Below are 24,121 nucleotides of genomic sequence, written 5' to 3'. Positions count from 1 at the left end.
AACCTCGGCCACCCGACGGCGCCCCGCCGACCGGTGGGTACACAGGTCGACGACGGCGCGGAGGTGGCTTGGCCGGGGTCGCCGACCGCGGTGCCCGTCCAGTGCGGGACCGGCGGCGGCCGCGCGGACCGGCCCAGGTGTTCGTGACGCGCGCGAGCTTGAAGGTGACTCGGCGCGGCGTTCGCGGGCGCGACGAGCGGTCGGTTCAGGCCCGCACCACGTCCAGCGGCAGGTGCCGGACACTCACGATCACCGAAGGGTTCTGGAACACCACCGGAGCGTCCGTCGCCACCGCCATGTCCCGGTAGCGCTCGAACAGCACCTCGAACGCGATCCGCCCCTCCAGCCGCGCCAGCGGGGCGCCGAAGCAGAAATGGATACCGTGGCCGAACGTCAGGTGCGGGTTGGGGTTGCGGTCCGGGGAGAACGCGTCCGGCCGGTCGAAGAACGCCGGGTCGCGGTTGGCCGCCGCCAGGTCCGCCATCACGATCGAGTTCTCCGGGATGCGGTGGCCGCCCAGCTCGATCTCGCCGGTCGTGCGGCGACCCAGCTCCGGGAACGGCGGCAGCATCCGGAGCACCTCCTCCAGCGCCGGCGGCAGGGCACCCGGCGACGACCGTAGCTCCGCCGCCGCGGCCGGGTTGCGGTCGAACGTCACCACCGCGTTGCCCAGCAACGCCGTCGTCGTGATGTGACCCGCGATCAGCAGCAGCGCCACGAACCCGACGATCTCCTGGTCCTCCAGGCGCTCGCCGTTGAACTCCGCCTCGACCAGCCGGCTCGTCAGGCCCGGGCCCGGGTGGGCGCGGTGGTGGCGGATGTGGTCGAGGATGTAGGCGTTCATCTCGCGGATCGTCGGCGCGATCGCGTCCAGCGCGCGCTGGATGTCCTCCATGTCGGCCGACTCGCCGAGCTGGTCGCCGCTGAACAGCACCTGGGCCCAGCGGGTGAACAGCGGCCGGTCCGCCACCGGGACGCCGAGCAGCTCCGCGATCACGATGATCGGCAACGGGTACGCCAGCGCGTCGACGACGTCGAAGCGCGAAGCACCGGCGACCTCGTCGAGCAGCTCGCCGGCGATGGCCCGGATGCGGGGCTCCAGCCCGGCGACCACGCGCGGGGTGAACGCCTGGCTGACCAGGGTGCGCAGCTTGCGGTGGTCCGGCGGGTCCATCCCGACGAAGTTGCCCTTGCGGAAGGTCTCGAAGTCCTCCTGGACCGGCGTCAGCCCGCTGAAGTCCGACGAGAACGCCGCCGGGTCGGACAGCACCCGCGAGACGCCCGGGTGGTCCAGCACCCGCCACAGGCCGCGCTCCTCGTCGTGGTGCACCGGGCCGCGCTCGCGCAGCTCGGCCGAGCGCGCGAGCAGCTCTTCGAAGGCGAACGCGACGCCGGATTCCTGGGTGGTCATGACGTTTTCTCCTCGGTCGTCGTCGGCTGGGCTGCGGGGACGAGGGTGTCGCTGCGGGGGAAGCGGCGCAGGGTCGGGCTGACCGTGACGACCAGGGTCACCAGGGCGATCCCCGCGGCGCAGAGCACGACGGCGCTGTTGCCGGGGAACGCCTGCACCACCACGCCGCCGAAGGCGGGCCCGGTCGCCGCGGACACCCCGCCGATCACGCCCATCACGCTGGTCAGCCGGCCGCGCAGGCGGTCGGGGGTGAGCAGCAGCTGGTAGGTGCCGATGGTCGTGTTCGCCGTCGGCGGGAGCAGCGCCATGGCGACGAACAGCGCGCCCAGCAGGTAGCCGTCGTGGATCACGGCGGCCAGCGGGGTCAGCAGGGTCAGCACCCAGAACACGCTCATGATCGACACGTACGGGCTGAGCCGCCGCTGCAGGTAGGGCGCGATCAGCGAGCCCACCACGCCGCCGACGCCGAGCATCGCGGCCATCACGCCGATCTCGCCCGAGGTGACGCCCCGCTCCTTGGCCAGCACGATGATGACGATGTAGTAGGCGCTGAAGAAGAAGTTCAGGCTCACCGCGCACGCCACCGTGACGCGCACGTGCCGTTCGCTCCACACCCAGCGCAGGCCCTCGGCCATCTCCTTGCCGAGGTGCCCGCGTTCGACCGGCGTGGCGGCGCGGCGCGGCGCCCGGACGAAGGTCAGCGCGACCAGCGAGATCAGGTGGACGAGCACGTCGAAGGCGAACGGGACGGCCCGCCCGATGCCGTAGAGGAACCCGCCGACCGCGGTGCCGGAGAGCTGGCCGAGCGCGCCGCGCGCGGAGTTCATCGCCAAGGCCGTCGGCAGCTGGACCGAGGGCACCACGCCGGCCAGCATCGCGCCTTCGGCCGGGCCGAACAGCGACCGGCAGCAGCCCATCACCGCGGCGACCGCGATGAGGTGCGGGACGCTCACGCGGTCCCACCAGATCGCCGCCACCAGGCTCCCGACCGCCAGCGCGTACACCGCCTCGCAGCCGAGCAGGATCTTCTTGCGGTCCCACCGGTCCGCGAGCGCGCCCGCGGGCAGCCCGGCGACCAGCTGGGCCATCGCGTCGACGCCGAGCACCACGCCGGACAGCGCGGGCGAGCCGGTCACCGCCAGCACCAGCAGCGGCAACGCGATCATCGACGCGCTGAACCCGGCCTCCGACAGCGCTTGGCTGCCCCACAGCAGCTGGTAGTTCCGGTTCCGCGAAAGCCGCGTGGTCACCGCCGCTCCTTCCGCCGGGCCGGCGCCTTGCCGCCGGCGCTGTCGGCCGCGATCTGCCGCAGCGCGGCGGCGAAGTCGCCGGCCAGCGCTTCGGCGGTGGCCCGGTCGTGGCGGCCGGGCTGGTAGATCAGCGAGAACACGAGTTCGCCGTCCTGCACCGCGCCGACCAGGTCGAGCAGGTGCGGGTGGTGCTCGGCCGGGTCGTGGTCGCGGCCGAGCGAGCCGCGGACGGCCGCGTAGAGGCTCTCGGCCGTCGTCGTCCCGCCGGCCCCGTCCCACTGGCCGAGGTAGTTGAACGAGATCTGCGGGGTGCGCCCGGCGAGCCGCTCCCGGACGGCCGGCTCGCCGAGGTGGCGGAGGGCGCCGTAGCCGAACCCGTTGCCCGGTACGGCCCGCAGCTGCTTGCGGACGGACTTGACGAGCGTGCGCCAGTCCGTGTCCTCTATGTCCTTCATGGACAGTGCCACCGGAAACAGCGTGGTGAACCAGCCGACGGTCCGGTTGAGGTCGACGCCGTCGAGGACGTCCTCCCGGCCGTGGCCTTCCAGCGCGATCGCCACGTCCGGGCGGCCGGTCCACCGGGCCAGCGCCCAGGCCAGCGCGGTGAGCAGGACGTCGTTGACGCGCGTGCGGTAGGCCGCGGGCGCCGAGCGCAGCAGGGCGTCGGTGTCGTGGGCGTCGAGCGCCACGGTGACCTCCGCCGTGCCGGTGCCGCCGCCGTCGTGGTCCACGGGCAGCTCCCCGGCGGCGGGCAGGCCGGTCCAGTAGCCGAGTTCGTCGTCGAACCCGCCGGCGCGGACGTGGTCGCGCAGGCGCTGCGCCCAGTCCCGGAACGACGTCGTCCGCGGGCCGAGGTCGATGGGCACGTCCCGGGCGGCCTGGCGGTAGGCGGTGTCGAGGTCGTCGAGCAGGATGCGCCAGGAGACGGCGTCGACCACGACGTGGTGCGCGGCGAGGAACAACCGCGGCCGCCACGCCGGATCGGCGGTGACCAGGACGGCGGCCAGCAGCGGGCCCTTCGTGAGGTCGAACCCGGCGTGGACGTCGTCGGCGATGCGTTCCAGCGCGGCCGCCCGCTCGGCCTCGGGCACGGCGGTCAGGTCCTCCCGGCGCAGCACGGGCACCGGCTCGACGCCGGCGTTGTGCTGCTGCCAGCCGTCTTCGGTGTGGGTGAAGCGCATCCGCAGGGCGTCGTGGTGGGTCCACACCGCGGTGAGGGCTCGCTCGAGCGCCGCGACGTCGAGGCCGTCGGCCGGCTCGACCAGCATGGACTGGTTGAAGTGGTGCGGGTTGACGGTGTGGGTGGCGAAGAACCAGTCCTGGATCGGCGTGAGCGGGACCGGCCCGGCGACCGGGCCGTCCGCCTCGGTGGGTGCGTCCACCGCGCCGGCTTCGGGGGCGAGCGCGGCGACGGTCTGGTGCAGGAAGATGTCCTTTGTGGACACCCGGAGCCCGGCCTGCCGGGCCCGGGAGACGACCTGCATGCTGAGGATCGAATCGCCGCCCAGTTCGAAGAAGTTGTCGGCGGTGCCGACCCGGTCCAGGCCGAGGACCTGCGCCCAGATCTCGCAGAGCGCGCGCTCGGCCGGGGTCACCGGCTCGACGTGCCGGCCGGCCGGCTCGGCCGCGGCGGCGACCACCGGCAGCGCGCGGCGGTCGACCTTGCCGCTCGGGCTCAGCGGCAGCGCGGGCAGTTCGAGCATGGCCGAGGGCACCAGGTGGCCGGGCAGCGACCGGGCGAGGAACTCGCGCAGTTCACCGACCGGTTCCGTTCCGGGTTCGGCGACGAAGCAGGCGACCAGGCGTTTGTGGCCCGAATCGTCCTGCTGGACGGCGGCCACGGCGGCGGCCACCCCGGGGTGCCGGGTCAGCGCGGCCTCGACCTCGCCGAGTTCGACGCGGAAGCCGCGGACCTTGACCTGGTCGTCGGCCCGGCCGGTGAATTCGAGGTACCCGGCAGCGGTCCACCGGACGACGTCGCCGGTGCGGTACATGCGTTCCCCCGGCGCGCCGAAGGGGTTGGCGATGAACCGGTCGGCGGTCAGGCCGGGCCGGTCGAGGTAGCCACGGGCGAGGCTCGGCCCGGCGACGTACAGTTCGCCGGCCACCCCGATCGGCACCGGTTCGAGCGCGGCGTCGAGCACGTACACGCGGGTGTTCGGAATGGGCCGGCCGATGGGCGGCGGCGCGCCCGGTTCCAGCGGCGCGCTCCAGGTGGCGACGATGGTCGACTCGGTGGGGCCGTAGGCGTTGATCATGCGCCGGCCGGGAGCCCACCGGTCGACGAGCTCGGCCGGACACGCGTCCCCGCCGACGACGAGGGTGCGCAGGCCGGGCAGGTCGGTCGCCGGCACGGTGGCCAGCGCGGCGGGCGGGATCAGGGTGTGGGTGATCCGGTGGTGGGCGAGGAAGTCACCGAGGGGTTCGCCGAGCAGCGGCTCGGGCGGGACGACGACGAGCGCGGCCCCGAAGGGCAGGGCGAGGCAGAGTTCGAGGAGGGAGGCATCGAAGCTCGGCGAGGAGTAGGCGAGGACACGGTCGCCTTCGCGGACCCGGAAGTGCTCGGCTTCGGCGGCGGCGAAGGAGGCAAGCCCGGCGTGGGTGACGACCACCCCCTTGGGGCGACCGGTGGAACCGGAGGTGTAGATGACGTAGGCGGGGTGCTCGGGCCGGACGGGAGTAGCGGCGGCGGGCTCGGCCGACGCGGCCGAAGTCGCCGGCTCGGCCAGCTCGGCCGAAGCCGCCGGCGCACCCAGCCCGGCCGAAGCCGCCGGAGCGACCGAGGCGGCCTCGAACAGTGCCGGGTCGTCGAGTGCCAGCACCGCCACGCCCTCGGGCACCGGCGGGGCCAAGCCCTCCAGCGTCAGCACCAGCGCCGGCCGGGCGTCGGCCAGCATGAACGTGATGCGCTCGATCGGGTACGTCGGGTCCACCGGGACGAACGCTCCGCCCGCCCGCCACACCGCCAGCTGCGCCACCACGATCTCCACCGAACGCGGCAGCGCCAGCGCCACGATCCGCTCCGGCCCGATGCCGTACCCGGCCAGCACCGACGCCAACCGCGAAGCTCGGGCATCCAGCTCCGCGTACGTCAGCGACGAACCCGCGATCACCGCCACCGCGTCCGGCGTCCGCCGTACGCGGGCCGCGATCAGCTGCGGCACAGTCGCCGGCCCGGCGGAACGCGCGGTGTCGTTCCACTTCTCCAGCACCAGCGCGCGCTCCGCCGGGCCGATCAGCGGCAGCCGGGACAGCGGCCGGTCCGGGTCGGCCGCCACTCCCGCCAGCAGCACGCCCAGGTGCGAGGCCAGGCGGTCGATCGTCGCGGCGTCGAACAGGTCCGTGTTGTACGTCAGCGCCGCCCGCAGCTCGCCGCCGTCCGGCTGGAACTCCAGGGTGAGGTCGAAGTTCGCCGCCGTCGCGGGCTGGGCTATCTCCTCGGTCTCCAAGCCGGGCAAGCGGGTCGCTTCGCGGGGGCTGTTCTGCAGCACCACCATCACCTGGAACAACGGCGTCCGGCTCGGGTCGCGGCCCGGCTGGACCGCGTCGACGACCCGGTCGAACGGCAGGTCCTGGTGGTCGAACGCCGCCCGCACGCCGGCCGCCACCTCGTCGAGGAACGCCGGGAAAGCCAGCGAAGGGCGGACCTGCGAGCGCAGCACCAGCGTGTTGACGAAGAACCCGACGAGCCCTTCCAGCTCGGGCCGCTCGCGGCCCGAGGTCACCGTGCCGACCGCGACGTCGTCCTGGCCGGCCCAGCGGCCCAGCAGCACCTGGCACGCGGCCACGAGCGTGGTGAACAACGTCGTCTCGCGCTGCCTGCCGACCTGCTCGAGCCGGGCGGTCACCGCCGCCGGGACGACGATCTCGCGCGTCGCGCCGCGGGTGGTGCGCACCGGCGGGCGGGGCCGGTCGGTCGGCAGCTCCAGGGGCGTGAGGTCGCGCAGGCGCTCGGTCCAGTACTCCGTCTGGCCGGCCAGCACGCGCTCGGCGAGCCGGCCGCGTTGCCAGGCCGCGAAGTCCGCGTACTGCACCGGCAGCGGCGGCAGGTCCGCCGGCTCGCCGCGCAACGCGGCCGCGTAGAACGCGCCGACCTCTTCGGCGATCAGGCCGTTCGACCAGCCGTCGGTGACGATGTGGTGCACCGCCACCGTGAGCACGTGCTCCCGCGGCGCGAGCCGGATCAGCTTGGCTCGCAGCAGGGGCCCTTCGGCGAGATCGAAGGGCTGCGCACCGTCGGCGCGCAGGATCTCCGCCAGCTCCTCCTCGCGCGCGTCGATCACCGGCAGCGGCACCGGCGACGGCGGGTGCACGATCTGGACGCCGTGGCCGTCGGCCGAGCCGAACGTCGTGCGCAGCGGCTCGTGCCGGGCGACCAGCGCGGTGAACGCCCCGGCGAGCGCGTCGACGTCGAGTTCGCCGCGCAGGCGCACGGCCGAAGTCGTGACGTACTCGGTGCCGCCCGGCTCGAACTCGTCGAGGAACCACAGCCGCTGCTGGGCGAAGGACTGCGGCAGTTCGCCGTCGCGGGACACCGCCGGGATCGGGTCGGCCACCGTGGCGCCGACGGTCTCGATCGCGGCGGCGAGCCGGGACACCGTCGGGTGCGCGAACACCGCCCGCGGCGACAGCGACACGCCGCATTCGGCCAGCAGCCGGGACACCAGCCGGATGCTGAGGATCGAGTCGCCGCCGAGCTCGAAGAAGTTGTCCTTCGCGCCGACCCGCTCGACGCCGAGCAGCCGCTGCCAGATCTCCGCGACGGCACGCTCGGTCGCGGTCGACGGCTCGACGTACGGACGCTGCGACGGCACCGGCCCGTCCGGGGCGGGCAGCGCCCGGCGGTCGACCTTTCCGTTGCGGTTCAACGGAAGCGCGGGCAGCACCAGCACGACGGCGGGCACCATGTACTCGGGCAGCGTCGCGGCGGCGTGCGCGCGCAGCTCGGCAGGATCCGCTGCGCGGTCGAGGACGACATACCCGATGAGCCGCCGGGTGCCGGCGGCGTCCGCGTGAATGCTCGCCACCGCCTGCGCGACCGCCGGGTGCGCGGCCAGCACCGCCTCGACCTCGGCGAGCTCGATGCGGAACCCGCGCAGCTTCACCTGGTCGTCCGACCGGCCGAGGAACACCAGCTCGCCGCCCGCGCCGCGCCGGACGACGTCGCCGGTGCGGTACATCCGCTCCCCCGGCGCGCCGAACGGGTCGGGGACGAACCGCTCGGCGGTCAGGCCGGGCCGGCCGAGGTAGCCGCGCGCCAGGCCCGCGCCGGCCAGGCACAGCTCGCCGGGGGCGCCGGCGGGCAGCGGGCGCAGCTCGGCGTCCAGCACGTACGCGCGCATGCCGTCGAGCGGGCGGCCGATCGGCACCGGCTCGGGCACCGCCTCCCCGGCCATCCGGAACGACGTGGCGAAGGTGGTCGTCTCGGTGGGGCCGTAGCCGTCGACCACGACGAGGCCGGGGCACGCCGCCTGGACCGCCCGCACCACGGCGGGCGGGACGACGTCGCCGCCGGTCCACACCTCGCGCAGGCCGCGCAGGCAGTCCGGGGCGTCCTGGGCGAGCAGCCGGAAGAGCCCGGCGGTCAGCCACGCCGACGTCACGTCGTGGGCGGACACCGCACGCCGCAACGACTCGGGCGTCAGGTCCGGCCCCTCGGGCAGGACCGTCGCGCCGCCGGTGAGCAGCGGAACCCACAGCTCGTAGGTGGAGGCGTCGAAGGCCAGCGGCGAGTGGGAAAGGACCCGTGTGTGGGCGCCGCCGCGGAACCGGCCGTCCTGGGCCAGCGCGGTGATGTCGCGATGGCGCACGGCGACGCCCTTGGGGACGCCGGTGGAGCCGGAGGTGTACATGACGTAGGCGAGGTTGTCGGGCCCCGCAAACGATTGCGGCGCGGCGGACGACCGCTGCTCGCCGACCGTCAGCACCGGTCCGCCGTGGACGGCTTCGGCCGTCGGCACCCAGGTGTCGCCGGCCACCACGACCGACACCCCGGCCTCGGCGAGCACGGCCCGCAGCCGCTCGTGTGGCGCCCGGGTGTCCAGCGGCACGTAGGCCGCGCCCGCCTTGAGCACGGCGAGTTCGGCGACGACGTGCTCGACCGACGGCTCGAGCAGCAGCCCGATCCGGTCCTCGACGGCGACCCCGAGGCCGGTCAGCCGTCCGGCCAGGTGGTTCGCGCGCTCGTCCAGCTCCAGATACGTCAGAGTCCGGTCGGCGAGCACGGCGGGGTCGTCCGGGTGACGAGCGACCTGGTCGGCGAACAGCGCGGGCACCGTGGCCGGCGTCCCGGCGGCACCCGGGCCGTGGGCGTCGGCGAGCACCCGGGCGCGTTCGGCCGCGTCGACCCACGGGACGCGGGCGAGGGGCCGGTCCGGGTCCGCGGTGACGGAGTCGAGCAGGAGCACCAGGCGGTCGGTCAGCGCCGTGACGGTGGCGGCGTCGAACAGCGCCGGGTCGTAGGCGAGGTCGAGGGCGAGGCCTTCGTCGAGGGACGCGCGCAGGCACAGCGGGAAGTTCGTGGCGTCGGCCGAGGCGACCTCGACGACCCGGGGCGCGCCCGCGGTGGCGGGTTCGCTGATCGGGTAGTTCTCGAAGACGACCATGCTGTCGAACAGGTTCTGCCCCGCGGGGACGTCGCTGAGCGGGCGCAGCCGGGCCAGTGACACGAAGTCGTGGTCGCGGGCCTCGCTCTGGGCCGTCTGCAGCTGCCCGAGCCACCGCGCGACCGGCAGCGCGGCGTCCACGCGGACGCGGGTGGGGATGGTGTTGATGAACAGCCCGATCATGGTCTCGACGCCGGCCAGGTCGGCCGGGCGGCCGGAAACCGTGGTGCCGAAGACGACGTCGCGATCGCCGGAGAGCATCGCCAGCAGCAGTGCCCAGCCGCCTTGCACGACGGTGTTGACGGTCAGGCCGTGGGCCTTGGCGAACTCGCGCAGCCGCAGCGTCGCGGCCGGCGGCAGCTCGATGCGGACCGAATCGGTGGAGCGGGCCTGGTGGGCTTCGGCCGGCGGGCGGTCGTAGGGCAACGCGGTCGGCGCGCCGAAGCCGGCCAAAGTGTCCCGCCAGAACGCGTCGGCGGCGGCCTGGTCGCGGCCGGCGAGCCAGCCGAGGTAGTCGCGGTACGGGCGCCGGGTGACGAGGGCGGGCCGGACGCCGGCGGTCGCGGCGGCGTACTGCTCGCAGGCCTCGGCGAAGACCTGCGCGGAGCTCCAGCCGTCGAACAGCACGTGGTGGGACGTCCAGATCAGGTCGGCCTCGTCGCCGGGCAGGGCGGCGATCGTCAGCCGGGTCAGCGGCGCCCGGGTCAGGTCGAACGGGACGGCCCGGTCGGCCGCCAGGGCCCCGGCCAGCGCGGTTTCGCGGTCCGCCGGGCCGAGGTCGCGCCAGTCGTGGTGGGTGACCGGCAAGGTCGCGGCACGGTCCACCACCTGCACGGGCTCCTCGACACCCGTCCAGACGAGCCGGGTACGCAGCACCGGGGTGCGGTCGACGACGCGCTGCCAGGCCGCGGCGAGCGCGGCCGGGTCGGTGACGCCGGCGAGCCGGACGCGGACCTGCTCGAAGTAGGCCGGGGAGCCGGCGTCGAGCAGGGTGTGGAACACCATCCCGGCCTGCAGCGGCGTGAGCGGGTAGATGTCCTCGGCTGCGCGGCCGTCGCCGGCCAGCGCGTCTACTGTGGACTGATCGAGCCGGGCCAGTGGGAAGTCCGACGGCGTGCGGCCGCCGGCGTCCGGGCCGGCGCAGTGCGCGACGATCTCGCGCAGCGCCGCGAGAACCTGGTCGGCGAGCCCGCGCACGGTGTCTTCGCGGTGGATGCCGGGCGCGTACGTCCAGGCGAGTTCGAGCGCACCGCCGTTGACGATGCCGACGACGTCGAGCAGCGCCGTGCGGGGCCGCTCGGGGTCGATGTCGTCGCCGAGGTCGCCACCCCAGCCCCGGTAGAGCCCGGTTTCGTCGCCGCCGGCGGTCCACTGTCCGTGGTAGTTCAGGGAGATCTGCGGCACCGGGTCGGCGTGCCCCCGCAGCGCGCCGTAGCCGAGACCCTTGCCGGGGACGGCTCGCAGCTGCTCCTTGACGGCCTTCAGGGTCGGACCCCAGTCTTCGGCCGCGGGGAGGGTGAGGGCGACCGGGTACTCGGCGGTGAACCAGCCGACCGTGCGGGAGAGGTCGAGGTCGTCGAAGATCTCCTCGCGGCCGTGCCCTTCCAGGGAGACCAGGACGCGGTCGCGGCCGGTCCAGCGGGCCAGCACCCGGCCGAGCGCGCTGAGCAGGACGTCGTTGATCTGCGTCCGGTAGACCTCGGGCACCTGGTGCAGCAGGGCGCCGGTGGTGCCGGTGTCCAGGCGGACGCTGATCGTGCGGGCGGTTCCGGCGGTGTTGTCCCCCGCCGCGTCCACCGGCAGGTCCGGGACGACGCCGTCGAGCGTTTCGGTCCAGTACGGCAGTTCGGCGTCGAACGCGTGCGAGGCCAGGCGATCGGCCCAGCGGAGGTAGCTGAGCGGGGCCGGGCCGAGGTCGACCGGCCGGCCGGAAACCACCTGGCGGTAGGCGGTTTCCAGGTCGTCGAACAGGATCCGCCAGGACACGCCGTCGATCACCAGGTGGTGGACGACGAGCAGCAGCCGCGGCGGCTGCCCGGGAGAGGTGATCAGCACGGGTGCGACGAGCGGGCCGCCCTCGACCCGCAGGGTGGCGCGCGCTTCGGCCGCAACCGCGCTGGTGTCCACATCGGACACATGCCGCAAGGCCGGGATTTGCGCCTCGGGCCGGAACTCCTGCCGCCACCCGGAATCGGTGCGGGTGAACCGGGTGCGCAGGGCGTCGTGGCGGGCCAGCACCGCGCCCACCGCGGTTTCGAGCGCGGGAACGTCCACGTCCGGGTCGAGTTCGGCGAGCGTGGACATCGTGAAGTGGTCGTGGTGACCGGTCTCGAAGAACCACCGCTGGATCGGGGTGAGGGGCGCCGTGCCGGTGAACCCGGCTTCGGGTTCGGCGGCCGCGTCGGCGGCGGCGACGAGCGCGAGTTCGGCGATGGTCTGGTGCCGGAAGACGTCCCGCGAGGTCAGGCGCAGGCCGTGCCGCCGGGCCCGGGAGACGACCTGGATGCTGAGGATGGAATCCCCGCCGAGGGCGAAGAAGTTGTCGTCCACCCCCGGCGACGGGACGCCGAGGACGTCGGCCCAGATCTCGGCCAGCCGCCGCTCGGTGTCCGTGCGCGGGGCCGTCCGGCCCTCGGCCGGGGCCGGGTGGACGGCGGGCGCGGGCAGGGCGCGCCGGTCGACCTTGCCGCTGGTGGCCAGCGGCAGCCGGTCGAGCGGGACGAACACCGACGGCACGAGGTGGTCGGGCAGGGTTTCCTTCAGCGCCGTCCGCAGCCGCGCCGGGTCCACCGCGGAACCCGGGACGACGTAGGCGACCAGCCGGGCGTGGCCGTCGTCGTGGCGGGCGGCGACCACCGTGTCGGCGACCTCGGGCAGGGCGCGCAGGGCCGCCTCGACCTCGCCGGGCTCGATGCGGAAGCCGCGGATCTTGACCTGGTCGTCGACGCGGCCGAGGTACTCCAGGTACCCGTCGGCGGTCCAGCGGGCGCGGTCGCCGGTGGCGTACATCCGGCTGCCGGGCGGCCCGAACGGGTTGGCACGGAAGCGATCCGCGGTGAGACCGGGGCGGTTGAGGTACCCGCGGGCCAGCTGGACCCCCGCCAGGTACAGCTCGCCGGGCACGCCGATCGGGGCCGGGCGCAGCCGGTCGTCGAGGACGTAGGCGCGCACGTTCCCGAGCGGGCGGCCGATGACCTCGCGCGCGGTCTCGCCGATCCGGCACAGGGTGGCGTCGACCGTGCACTCGGTCGGGCCGTAGAGGTTGAACGCGGTGACGCCGTCGAGGTCGCTCAGGTCGCGCCAGAGCGTTTCGCCGACGGCTTCCCCGCCGATCAGCAGCACCGATGGCCGGTGATCGCCGAACCCGGTGTCGAGGAGGTGGCGGACGAACGACGGCGTGGAGTTGACCAGGTCGATCCGGTGCTCGGCGACGTACCGGGCGAGCACGGCCGGGTCGAGCCGGGTGCCGGCGTCGATCACGTGCAGTTCGTGCCCGGCGGTGAGCGCCAGCAGCACGGCTTCCCAGGACGCGTCGAAGGTGAACGCGGCCGTCAGCGCCACCCGCAGCCGGTCCTTCCCGGCCGCGGCGGTGAACTGGTCCGCGTGGTCGACGGCGAAGCCGGCCAGGGCGCGGTGGCCGACGAGCACGCCCTTCGGCGTTCCGGTGGAGCCGGAGGTGTAGATCGCGTAGGCCGCGTGGTCCGGGCTGATCGGGGTGCGGAGGTTCGTGCCGGCTCCCGCCGCGGTCACCGGTTCGGTGATCACGAGGACCGGCCGGGCGTCGGCCAGCAGCGCTTCCCGGCGCCGGGCGGGCAGTTCGGGGTCCAGGGGCAGGTAGACCGCGCCGGCCTTGAGGACGGCGAGGAGGGTAACGACCGACTCGGCCGAGCGCGGCAGGGCGACGGCGACCAGGCGCTCCGGCCCGGCACCGCGGGCGACGAGGTCACGGGCGACCCGGTTGGCCCGGGTGTTCAGCTCGGCGAAGGTCAGCGTCGTGTCGCCGGAGACCACCGCGGTCGTGTGCGGGGTCCGGGCGGCCTGGGCTTCGAACAGCTCGACGACTCCCGCGTCCGGCTCCGGCCGATCGGTCGCGTTCCACGTCTCGACGACCAGGGCCTCTTCGGCCGCGGGCAGGGGCAGGGTGCCGACGGGCCGGTCCGGGTCGGTCACGACGGCGGTGAGCAGGACCGTGAGGTGCTCGGCGAACCGCCGCATGGTCGCCGCGTCGAACAGATCGGTGTTGTAGTTCAGCGAGCCGCGCAGGCCGTCCGGGCGCTCTTCGAACTCGACGCTCAGGTCGAACCCGGCGGTCGTCATCGGCAACGCCAGCTCACTCGCGGTGAGCCCGGCGAGGGCGGGCAGGCGGGTGCCGGCGTTCTGCAGGGTGACGAGGACCTCGAACAGCGGGGTGCGGCTCGGGTCGCGGTCGGGGCTCAGCTCGTCGACGATCCGCTCGAACGGCACGTCCTGGTGGGCGAAAGCGTCCAGGACGGTCCGGCGGACGGCGCCGAGCAGCTCGCCGAAGCCCTGTCGTCCGTCCACCCGGGACCGCAGCACGACGGTGTTGACGAAGAGGCCGACCAGGTCCTGGACGCCCGCGTGGTCGCGGCCGGAGGTGACCGTGCCGACGGCGACGTCGTCCTGGCCGGACCAGCGCCGCAGCACCAGCTGGCAGGCCGCGACCAGCGCCGTGAACAGCGTCGCGTCGCGGTCCCGGCTCAGCCGGCGCAGCCCGGCGAGGGCCTCGGCGCCGAGGGTGAACTCGTGCTCGGCGCCGTTCGACGTCCGGGTGGCCGGGCGGGGGCGGTCGGTCGGCAGGTCGAGGGGCCGCAGGCCGTCGAGTTCGCGCCGCCAGAAGCCGAGTTGCTCGTCGAGGACGTCACCGGTGAGGCGCTCGCGCTGCCAGGCGGCGAAGTCCGCGTACTGGATCGGCAGCGCGGGCAGCTCGGCCCGTTCGTCGCCGTAAAGAGTGGCCAGCTCGCCGACGAGGACGCCCATCGACCAGCCGTCGGTGATGATGTGGTGCAGGGAAAGCACGAGCGCGTGGTCGTCCGCGGCCAGGCGGACGAGCCGGGCCCGCAGGAGCGGGCCGCGCGCGAGGTCGAACGGCCGGGTGAGGTCCTCGGCCAGCAGCCGCCGCAGGTCGTCCTCATCGGAAACTTCGGCGACCGGCAGCGCGAGCTGCCACGGCTCCCCGACGACCTGGCGCGGGCGGCCGTCGACGGACGGGAACGTGGTGCGCAGGGACTCGTGCCGGGCGATCAGCGTGGTGAGCGCCCGGGCGAGCGCGTCCGGCCGCAGGTCGCCGTGCAGCCGCACGCCGAACACCGTGACGTGGTCGGTGCTGCCCGGGGCGAACTCGTCGAGGAACCACAGCCGCTGCTGGGCGAACGAGAGCGGCAGCTCGCCGTCGCGGTCCACCGGCGTGATGGCCGCGGTGCGCGGCGTGGCGGACGCGGCGGGCAGCGCGGCGGCCAGGCCGGCCACCGTCGGGTGGTCGAACACCGTCCGCGGGGACACGTCGACGCCGAAGGCCGCGCGCAGCGCGGAGGTGAACCGGATGCTGAGGATGGAATCCCCGCCCAGCTCGAAGAAGTGGCCGCCGGCCCCGACGCGCTCCAGGCCGAGCGTGGCGGCCAGGACCGCCGCGACCGTGCGTTCGGTCTCGGTGCGGGGTTCGGCGAAGCTCTCGGTGCTCGCCCCGGCAGGCGCCGGCAGCGCCCGGTGGTCGAGCTTTCCGTTGCGGGTCAACGGGAGTTCGTCCAGCGTCACGAACGCCGAGGGCACCATGTAGTCCGGCAGCGACCGGCCCAGGTGCTCGCGCAGCCGCGCCGCGCTCGGCGGGGTGTCCGGTGTCGCGGCGACGACGTAGGCGACCAGCCGCTTGCGGCCGGGCTCGTCCTCGCGGGCCAGCACCGCCGCCGAGCCGACGTCCGGCAGGGCGAGGAGGGCCGCCTCGATCTCGCCCGGCTCGATGCGGAAGCCGCGGATCTTCACCTGCTGGTCGGCACGGCCGTGGTAGCGCAGGGCGCCGGCACGGGTGCGGGACACGCGGTCGCCGGACCGGTACATCCGGGACCCGGGCGCGCCGAACGGGTCGGCGACGAACCGGGCGGCGGTCAGCCCGGGGCGGCCGAGGTAGCCGCGGGCCAGGCCGTCGCCGGCCACGTACAGCTCGCCGGGCACCCCGGCCGGGACCGGGTCGAGGTCGGCGTCGAGAACGTACCCGCGCAGGTCGGGCAGCGCGGTGCCGATCACGCCGGGTGTGTCCACATCGGACGCGAGGTCGTGGTGGGTGACGTGCACGGTGGTCTCGGTGATGCCGTACATGTTCACCAGCCGCGGCGCGCGGTCGCCGTGGCGGGCGAACCAGCCGGCCAGCCGGCGCGTGTCCAGGGCCTCGCCGCCGAAGATCACGTACCGCAGGGAAAGCCGGGTGCCGGGATCGTCTTCGTCGGCCCGGACGAGCTGGTAGAACGCCGACGGCGTCTGGTTGAGCACGGTGACGCCTTCGTCGGCCAGCAGGCGCAGGAACTCCCGCGGCGAGCGCGACACCGCGTGCGGCACGACGACGAGCCGGCCGCCGTGCAGCAGTGGCCCCCAGATCTCCCACACGGAGAAGTCGAACGCGTAGGAGTGGAACAACGTCCAGACGTCGCCGGAGCCGAAGCCGAAGCGAGCGGTCGCGGCGAACAGGCGGGTGACGTTGCGGTGCGGGATCACCACGCCCTTGGGCAGCCCGGTCGAGCCGGAGGTGTAGATGACGTAGGCGGGGTGGTCCGGCGTGCAGCGCGGCGGCGGGTCGGTCTCCGGGCCGGTTTCTACGTCAACGTCTTCCTGCTGGAGGACGGCGACAGGATCGGTGTCGGCGACCATCCGCTCGACGCGTTCGGCCGGGGTGGCGGGGTCGATCGGCAGGTAGGCGGCCCCGGCCTTGAGCACGGCGAGGATCGCGACGACCTGCTCCGGCGAGCGCGGCAGGCGCAGCGCGACGAACCGTTCGGGCCCGGCGCCGAGCGCGATCAGCCGGTGCGCCAGGCGGTTCGCCCGCGCGTTCAGCTCGGCGTAGGTGAGGTGGGTGCCGCCGGCGGTGAGCGCGACCGCGTCCGGGTGCGCCGCGACCTGGGCGGCGAACAGCTCGGTGATGGTCGGCGCGGGCAGCGACACGGGCTCGGCCACGACGAGCTGCGCGCGGTCGGCGGCCGACAGCCACGGCAGCCGGGCGATCGGCCGGTCCGGGTCTTCGGCGAGGGCCAGGAGCAGGGTCTCCAGCCGGGCGGCCAGCGCGGTGGCGGTTTCCTCGTCGAACAACGCCGGGTCGGTGCCCAGCTCGAAGCCCAGCCGCCGGTCGGCGTAGGCGCGCAGGGTGACCGGGAACGTCGTGGCGTCGAGCGCGGTCACCTCGCGCAGGGTGACGCCCGCCCGCGCGGCGGCGTGCTCGTCGAAGGGGTAGTTCTCGAACGCGACCATGCTGTCGAACAGGCTCTGTCCCGAGGCGGCGTCGCTGAGGGCACGCAGCTTCCCGAGTGCGAGGAAGTCGTAGCGGCGGGCCTGGTTCTGCTCGTCCTGCAACCGCCGCAGCCAGCTCAGCACCTGCTCGCCGCGGTCGATGTGGGTCCGGGTCGGGACGGTGTTGATGAACATCCCGATCATGTTCTCCACGCCCGGCAGGTCGTCGGGGCGGCCGGAGACGGTGGTGCCGAACACGACGTCGGATTCGCCGCTGTGGTGGGCCAGCAGCAGCGCCCAGGCACCCTGCACGAGCGTGTTGACGGTGAGGCCGTGGCGCCGGGCGACCGCGCGCAGCCGATCGGTGTCCGCTGTGGACAAAGACACCCGGGTCGTCCGCGACGAGCGCGTCCGGTGCGCCTGGGCCGGGGACCGGTCCCAGGGCAGCGGGGTCGGGGCGGCGAAGCCGGAAAGCACGTCCCGCCAATGGTCTTCGGCCGCGGTGACGTCCTGGGCGGCGAGCCAGCCGAGGTAGTCGCGGAACGGCCGGTGGGCCGGCACGCGCGGGACCCGGTGCTCGGTGATCGCGGCGTACTGCTCGCACACCTCGGTGAAGATCTGGGCGAGGCTCCAGCCGTCGAGGACGATGTGGTGGGAGGTCCACATCAGCAGTACGCGGTCGTGGGTGAGCGCGACGACGGCCAGCCGCATCAGCGGCGCGGTGGTGAGATCGAGGCCGGCCGCGGCGTCTTCGGCCGACAGCCGGTCCAGCTGGGCGTTCTGCTCGGCCTCGGACAGGCCGCGCCAGTCGTGGCGGGTGATCGGGACGACGGCCCGGTGCCGCACGACCTGCAGGGGTTCCTCGACGCCGTCCCAGACCAGTTCGGTCCGCAGGACCGGGGTGCGGTCGGCGACCTGCTGCCAGGCCAGGGCGAACGCGTCGGGGTCGCGGACACCGTCGAGGAGCATCCGGGCCTGGTCGACATACGCGTCGGCCGTGGGATCCAGGAGGCTGTGGAACAGCATGCCGGCTTGGAGCGGGGTGAGCGGGTAGATGTCGTCGACGTCGCGGCCGTCGCCGGCCAGCCGGTCCACTCCTGCCTGGTTCAGGCGGGCCAGCGGGAAGTCCGACGGGGTGCGGCCGCCGGCGTCCGGGCCGGCGCAGTGCGCGACGATCTCGCGCAGCCCGGTCAGCATCGCCTCGGCCAGCTCCCGGACGGTGCCGGAGTCGTTGACCTGGTCGGAGTAGGACCACGTCAACGCCAGCGCGCCGGACTCGACGACGCCGGTGACGTCCAGCTGGTAGGTGCTCGCCTCGCCCGGGGCGATGTCGGCGCCCGGGCTGTCGTGCCGGCCGCGGAACAGCCCGTCCGCGCCGGCCTGGGCGTCCCAGCGGCCGTGGTAGTTGAAGCAGATCTGCGGCAGCGGGAACGCCTGCAGCGCGTGCCCCGGCGCGCCGGGCTCGCCGAGGTACCGCAGGGCCTCGTAGCTCAAGCCGCGGCGAGGGACGGCCCGCAGCTGCTCCTTGACGGCCTTGAGCGTGGCACCCCAGTCCCCCGACGGCGGCAGGTCGAGCGCCACCGGGAACTGCGTGGTGAACCAGCCGACCGTGCGGGAGAGGTCGACGCCGTCGAGGACGTCCTCGCGGCCGTGTCCCTCCAGGGCGATCAGGACCCCCTCGTCGCCGGTGCGGTCGGCGAGAGCGCGCCCGAGCGCGCTCAGCAGCACGTCGTTGACCTGGGTCCGGTAGAGCGCGGGGACGCGGTGCAGCAGCGCGTCGGTGTCCTCGGCGCCGAGGGTCACCGTCAGCGTGCGGGTGGAGCCGGTGGTGCCCGCGCCCGCGTGGTCGGCGGCCAGCGCCGCCGGGACCCGGCGGGCCACCCGCGTCCAGTGGTCGAGGTCGTCGTCGAACCCGCCGCCGCGGACGTGCTGCTCCAGCAGGTGCGCCCACCGGGTGAACGGGGTGGCCGTGGCCGCGAGCCGGACCGGAACCCCGGCGACGACCTGGCCGTAGGCGGTTTCGAGGTCGCCGAGCAGCAGCCGCAGCGACACGCCGTCGGTCACCACGTGGTGCACGGCCAGGAACAGCAGCGGCGGCCGGGTGCCGCGCAGCAGCAGCGCCGCGCCGGCGAGGGTGCCGGTGGTGAGGTCGAGGCCGGCCCGCACCTGCGCGGCCGCGGCCTCGATGCCGGCGCGCTGCCCGGCGTCGCCGAGCGAGGAGAGGTCCCGGATCCGCAGGAGCCCGGTCCGCGGGACCGGCGTGACCTCCTGCCGCCACTGCCCGTCGACGGTGAAGAACCGGGTCCGCAGGGCGTCGTGGTGGGCGACGACGGCGTCGAGGGCGGTCCGCAGCGCCTGCTGGTCGACGTCGGCGGGCAGTTCCAGCAGCTGCGACATCGTGAAGTGGGCCAGTGGCCCGTGGGTGGCGAAGAACCAGTGCTGGATCGGGGTGAGCGGTGCCGGGCCGGCGACCGGTGCGGCCGCCGGGGTTTCGGCCGCCGCCGGCTGCACCGCGGTCGCGAGGCCGGCGATGGTCTGGTGCAGGAAGATGTCCCGGGAAGTGAGCCGCAGGCCCGCCTGCCGGGCCTGGGCGACCACCTGGATGCTGAGGATCGAGTCGCCGCCCAAGCCGAAGAAGTTGTCCTCGACGCCGACGCGGTCGTTGCCGAGCACCTCGGACCAGATCGCCACCAGCTGGTGCTCGACGGCGGTCCGTGCGGGCACGTAGGCCGGGCCGCCCTCGGCCGGCGCGTCGGGGGCGGGCAGCGCCCGGCGGTCGACTTTGCCCTGCGGCGTCAGCGGAATGGCGTCGATGGGCACGAACGCCGAGGGCACCAGGTAGTCGGGCAGCGTCGTGCGCAGGGCGGCCCGCAGCCCGTCCGGGGTGACCTCGCCGGAGCCGGCGAAGTAAGCGACCAGCCGCGCGTGCCCGGCTTCCGGCCGGGTGGCGACGACGACGGCCGCGGCGACGCCGGGCAGGCGCACCAGCGCGGCCTCGACCTCGCCCGGCTCGACGCGGAAGCCGCGGATCTTCACCTGGTCGTCGAGCCGGCCCAGGTACTCCAGCTGCCCGTCCGCGGTCCAGCGGACGGAGTCGCCGGTGCGGTACATCCGCTCGCCCGGCGCGCCGAAGGGGTTCGCGACGAAGCTGCCGGCCGTCCGGCCCGGCCGGCCGAGGTAGCCGCGGGCGAGCTGGGCCCCGGCGAGGCACAGCTCGCCGGGGACGCCGACGGGCACCGGCCGCAGGTCCTGGTCGACGACGTAGGCGCGGGTGTTGGCCAGGGGGCGGCCCAGCACCGGCCGGGCCGTTTCGCCGACGCGGCACGACACCGCGTCCACTGTGTACTCGGTGGGGCCGTAGAAGTTGTGCGCCACGGTGACTTCGGCGCCGGCGAGGTCGCGCCAGAGCGTGTCGTCGAGGGCTTCGCCGCCGAGCATGAGGATCTTCGGCCGGTGCCGCGGATCGGTCAGCAGCCCGGCGGGGATCAGCCGGCGCAGGTACGTCGGGGTGAGGTCGAGGAAGTCGATCCGGCGCTCGGCGATGTGGTCGACGAGCGCGTGGGCGTCGAGCCGGAGGTCCTCGCCGATCAGGTGCAGCTCGTGGCCGTCGGCCATGAGCAGCGGGCCTTCCAGGGAGGTGTCGAACGACAGCGTGGCGGTCAGCGCGACCCGCAGCCGCCGCCCGGGCGCGGCGAAGTCGCCGCGGTGGTTGAAGAGCAGGTTCGTCAGGTTGCGGTGCGGGACGGCCACGCCCTTCGGCCGGCCGGTCGACCCGGAGGTGTAGATGACGTAGGCCGTGTTGTCCGGCCGCAGCGGCGCGATCCGGTCGGCGTCGGTGAGGTCGGCGGCGGAGTGATCCGGTTTCGCGGCGGCGATGTCCGCCGGGCCGAGGACCAGGTGCGCCCCGGCGTCGCGCAGCAGCAGCTCTTTCCGCTCGGCGGGCAGCGCCGGGTCGATCGGCAGGTACACCGCGCCGGCCTTGAGCACGGCGAGGAAGGCCACGATCGCGTCGGCGGTGCGCGGGAGGGCGAGGGCCACCACCCGCTCGGGGCCGGCGCCCAGCGTGACGAGGTGGCGGGCCAGCCGGTTCGCCATCGCGTTGAGCTCGGCGAAGCTCAGCGCGATGTCCCCGGCGACGAGCGCGGTCTCGTCCGGGCCGCGCTGGGCCTGGGACTCGAACAGCTCGGTGATCGTGGTCTCGGGGACGTCCAGCGCGGTGGCGTTCCACTCGGTGAGCAGCCGGTGCTTCTCGTCCCCGGCCAGCAGCGGAAGTTCGCCGACCGTCCGCTGTGCGTCCGTGGCGATCGCGGTCAGCAGCACGGTGAGGTGCTCGCCCAGCGCGACGGCGGTCCGCGTGTCGAACAGGTCGGTGTTGTACTCCAGCGAGCCTTCGAGCGCGTCCCCGACCGGCTGGAACTCGACGGTCAGGTCGAAGTTGGCCGCGCGGCGCGCCACCTCGACCGGTTCGGCCGCCAAGCCGGCGAAGTCCGCCTGACCGGCCTGGCTGCCGTGCACCAGGACCATGGCGTCGAACAGCGGGTTGCGGCTGGCGTCGCGGTCGAGGCGCAGCGCTTCGACGAGCTTTTCGAACGGGGCTTCGGCGTGCTCGAAGGACTCCAGCACGGTCGTGCGGACGGCGTCGAGGAACGTCCCGAACGGGGCCGTGCGGTCCACAGTGGACCGGATGACGACGGTGTCGACGAAGAAGCCGACGGTCCGCTGCAGCTCGGGCCGGTTCCGCCCGGAGACGACGGTGCCCACGGCGATGTCGGCGCGGCCGGTGTAGCGGGCGAAGAGCACCTGGCAGGCCGCGACCAGCACGGTGTACAGCGTGGTGTCGTGGACGCGGGCCAGCTCGGCCAGCCCGGCGGCGACGTCGGCCGGGACGCGGAAGTGGTGCACGGCGCCGGCGGTCGTGCGCACGGCGGGTCGCGGGCGATCGGTGGGCAGGTCGAGCGGTTCGACGCCGGCGAGCTGCGTCGTCCAGTAGGCGAGGTGCCGGTCGAGGGCGGGCCCGGCGAGCCGGTTCCGCTGCCACACGGCGAAATCGGCGTATTGGACGGCCGGTTCGGGCAGCTCCGCGGCCTCCCCGCGGACGGCGGCCGCGTACAGCGCGCCCAGTTCGCCGACCAGGATGCCCATCGACTCGCCGTCGGTGACGATGTGGTGGGCGGTGATCAGCAGCACGTGGTGGTCGTCGGCGACCCGCACCAGCAGCAGGCGGACCAGTGGCCCGCGGCGGAGGTCGAACGCCCGGCCGTACTCGGTCTCCAGGACCTCGTCGAGGTCGGCCGGCCGCAGCGCGGGATCGGTGGTCAGGTCGACCGTCCGCACCGAGATTTCCGGAGCTTCGTGGACGACCTGCACCGGGGTGCCGCCGGCGTCGTCGATCGTCGTGCGCAGGGATTCGTGGCGCGCCACCAGCTGGTTCAGCGCACCGGTGAGCGCGCTCGCGTCGAGCGGCCCGGTCAGCCGCAGTGCGACGGCGCTGTTGTACTCGGCGTCCCCCGGCCGGAACTCGTCGAGGAACCACAGCCGCTGCTGGGCGAACGACAACGGCAGGGCGTGCTCCCGCGGCGCCCGGCCGATGACGTCGGACCGCTCCGCCCGCCCGGCCAGCCGGCGCTTGAGCGTCTCCCGCAGCTCCGCTGGCAACGCGTCGATGCGGCTCTTCCTCGAGGTGGTCATCGCTTCCGTTTCCTCACAACACAAGTCGGGGTGGACCGGGGTACTCAGGAGGCGCGGCGGCGCCGCCGGGCGACGCGGCCCCCGGCCTGCATCGCGCTGACCGTGCCGGTGGCCGGGTCCGTCAGGAAACGGCCGCCGATGATGCGGCGGCCCGTCGCCGGCTCGCGGACCGAGAACGACCCGTCGCGCGACACCGCCAGTTCCGGGTACACCTCGCCGTCGACGACGAGGACCGCGCCGCCGTCCGCGCGGACGTCCACCTGGTACTCCAGGTCGCCGTTGGTGTAGTGGCCGCTCAGGTCCGCCGGCGGGCGGGCCGCGCGGCCGAGGTCGCCGGGCAGCTCGTAGTCGCCGACCGGGATGCCTTCGAGGCGCAGGGCCGCGACCAGGTCCGTCCACAGTGCCGAGCCGGTGCTGCCGTTGGTGGTCAGCGCGACGACCCGGCCGTGCGCGGCGTCGATCCGCAGGTGGCACGACGTGCCGTCCGCGGTGCCGTCGTGGCCGGTCCAGTGACAGCCGAGGCTCCGCCTCGGGCCGGGGGCTTCGCCACCCGGAGCCCCCGGAGAACGGCAGTCCGCGTCGGCGCCGCGGTAGCCCGCCAGGCCGAGGCCCCACGTGTCGGCCAGGCCGAACGGTTCCGCCCCGGGCACCGGGCGGCGCATCAGCTCCACCAGGTCCGCCGGCAGCGGACCGTCGCCGCCGCAGCACACGCGGCCGAAGGCGGCGAGGTCCTCGGCACTCAACGCGAGCGCGCCGGCCGCGGCTTCGGCCGGGGTCAGGGTCTGCGCGACCGGCCGGGCCCGGCCGGTCGCCGCGTGCACGGCGTGCCCGCTGACGTGGGCTCCGGTCCGGCGCCGCGCGCCCGGCTCGACGACGAACGCGCCGTCGATGCCGAGCTCCGCGAGCAGCAGCGTGTCCATCGCCTCCCACCAGCTCATCCCGGTGACGGCCTCGACCACGTAGCCGGCCAGCACGTACCCGACGTTGGAGTAGGAGAAGCCTTGTCCGGGTGGCTGGACCAGCCCGGCGTCGCGGCAGGCGCGCAGGTACCGGCGGGCCGAGCCGGCCCCGTCGGCGGCGGCGCCGAGCGCGGCGGGCAGCCCGCCGGTGTGGCTCAGCACCTGCCCGATGGTCGGCCTGCCGACCTGCGGGCCGAGGCCGTCCAGGTGCTCGCCGAGCGGGTCGTCCGGGTCCAGGTCGCCGTCGGCGACGAGCAGCATCGCCAGTGCCGCGGTGAACGCCTTGGTGATGGAGCCGACCGGGAACTTCGTGTCGGCGGTGACCGGGCCGGCCACGGCGGAGACCGCCCGGCCGCCGTCGATGACGACCAGCTGGGCGGCCGGCACGCCGTGCTGGTGGGCGAGGCCGGCGAGCAGCCGCTGCAGCCGCCCGTCGGCCGTCGCCCGCGGGTCGCGGACCGGAACCCCGGGGGTCGTGCGGGAAAGCGTCGAAGGAGAGGGCATGAGGGGGACCTTCCGCGTCGGTTCGGTGGGGGCGGGCAGCGGCGGCGGCTCAGCCGTCGGCGGCCATCTGCCGCTGCAGGCTCAGCGGCCGCATGTCGGTCCACACCTCGTCGACGTGGTCCATGCACTCCTGGCGGCCGCCGCGGAAGCCGTCGGCGCGCCAGCCCGCCGGTACCTCGTTCGCCACCGGCCACAGCGAGTACTGGCCCTCGTCGTTGACCAGCACCTGGAACTCGGCGTCGTCCTGCATGGGAT

At 74.5% G+C, this 24,121-nt stretch carries 5 protein-coding genes; all 5 read right to left on the bottom strand.

Features of this window, described 5'->3' with window-relative positions:
* Positions 1 to 205 precede the first annotated feature (205 nt).
* From I4Q55_RS39860 to I4Q55_RS39840, 5 genes are read right to left on the bottom strand one after another with little or no spacing between them, the layout of a single operon-like run.
* On the bottom strand, positions 206 to 1,411 hold the full coding sequence (locus I4Q55_RS39860; RefSeq protein WP_206795722.1) for a cytochrome P450: 1,206 nt from the start codon (positions 1,409 to 1,411) through the stop codon (positions 206 to 208).
* On the bottom strand, positions 1,408 to 2,661 hold the full coding sequence (locus I4Q55_RS39855) for an MFS transporter (protein WP_206795721.1): 1,254 nt from the start codon (positions 2,659 to 2,661) through the stop codon (positions 1,408 to 1,410). Before I4Q55_RS39855 ends, I4Q55_RS39860 begins: the two co-directional genes overlap by 4 nt.
* Positions 2,658 to 22,403 carry a non-ribosomal peptide synthase/polyketide synthase gene (locus tag I4Q55_RS39850; protein WP_206795720.1) on the bottom strand — a complete coding sequence of 6,582 codons (19,746 nt, stop codon included), beginning with the start codon at positions 22,401 to 22,403 and terminating at the stop codon, positions 2,658 to 2,660. The genes I4Q55_RS39855 and I4Q55_RS39850 overlap by 4 nt, the downstream gene beginning before the upstream one ends.
* Positions 22,404 to 22,447: 44 nt before the next feature.
* On the bottom strand, positions 22,448 to 23,866 hold the full coding sequence (locus I4Q55_RS39845; RefSeq protein WP_206795718.1) for a serine hydrolase: 1,419 nt from the start codon (positions 23,864 to 23,866) through the stop codon (positions 22,448 to 22,450).
* A 49-nt stretch (positions 23,867 to 23,915) separates the two neighbouring features.
* Entirely contained in the window at positions 23,916 to 24,116 is a 201-nt protein-coding gene (locus I4Q55_RS39840) for an MbtH family NRPS accessory protein (protein ID WP_013224966.1), read from the bottom strand.
* Between the last annotated feature and the right edge of the window lie 5 nt (positions 24,117 to 24,121).

Source organism: Amycolatopsis sp. MtRt-6, assembly GCF_017308975.1.
In the GTDB taxonomy this organism is placed as follows: domain Bacteria; phylum Actinomycetota; class Actinomycetes; order Mycobacteriales; family Pseudonocardiaceae; genus Amycolatopsis.
Note: the sequence above shows the minus strand (reverse complement) of the source record. Positions and strands in the feature narration are given on the sequence as shown.

Bases quoted from the DNA above. Each gene is read 5' to 3' on its own strand.
- I4Q55_RS39860 (WP_206795722.1), bottom strand. From the start codon at position 1,411: ATGACCACCCAGGAATCCGGCGTCGCGTTCGCCTTCGAAGAGCTGCTC.
- I4Q55_RS39850 (WP_206795720.1), bottom strand. From the start codon at position 22,403: ATGACCACCTCGAGGAAGAGCCGCATCGACGCGTTGCCAGCGGAGCTG.
- I4Q55_RS39845 (WP_206795718.1), bottom strand. From the start codon at position 23,866: ATGCCCTCTCCTTCGACGCTTTCCCGCACGACCCCCGGGGTTCCGGTC.
- I4Q55_RS39840 (WP_013224966.1), bottom strand. From the start codon at position 24,116: ATGCAGGACGACGCCGAGTTCCAGGTGCTGGTCAACGACGAGGGCCAG.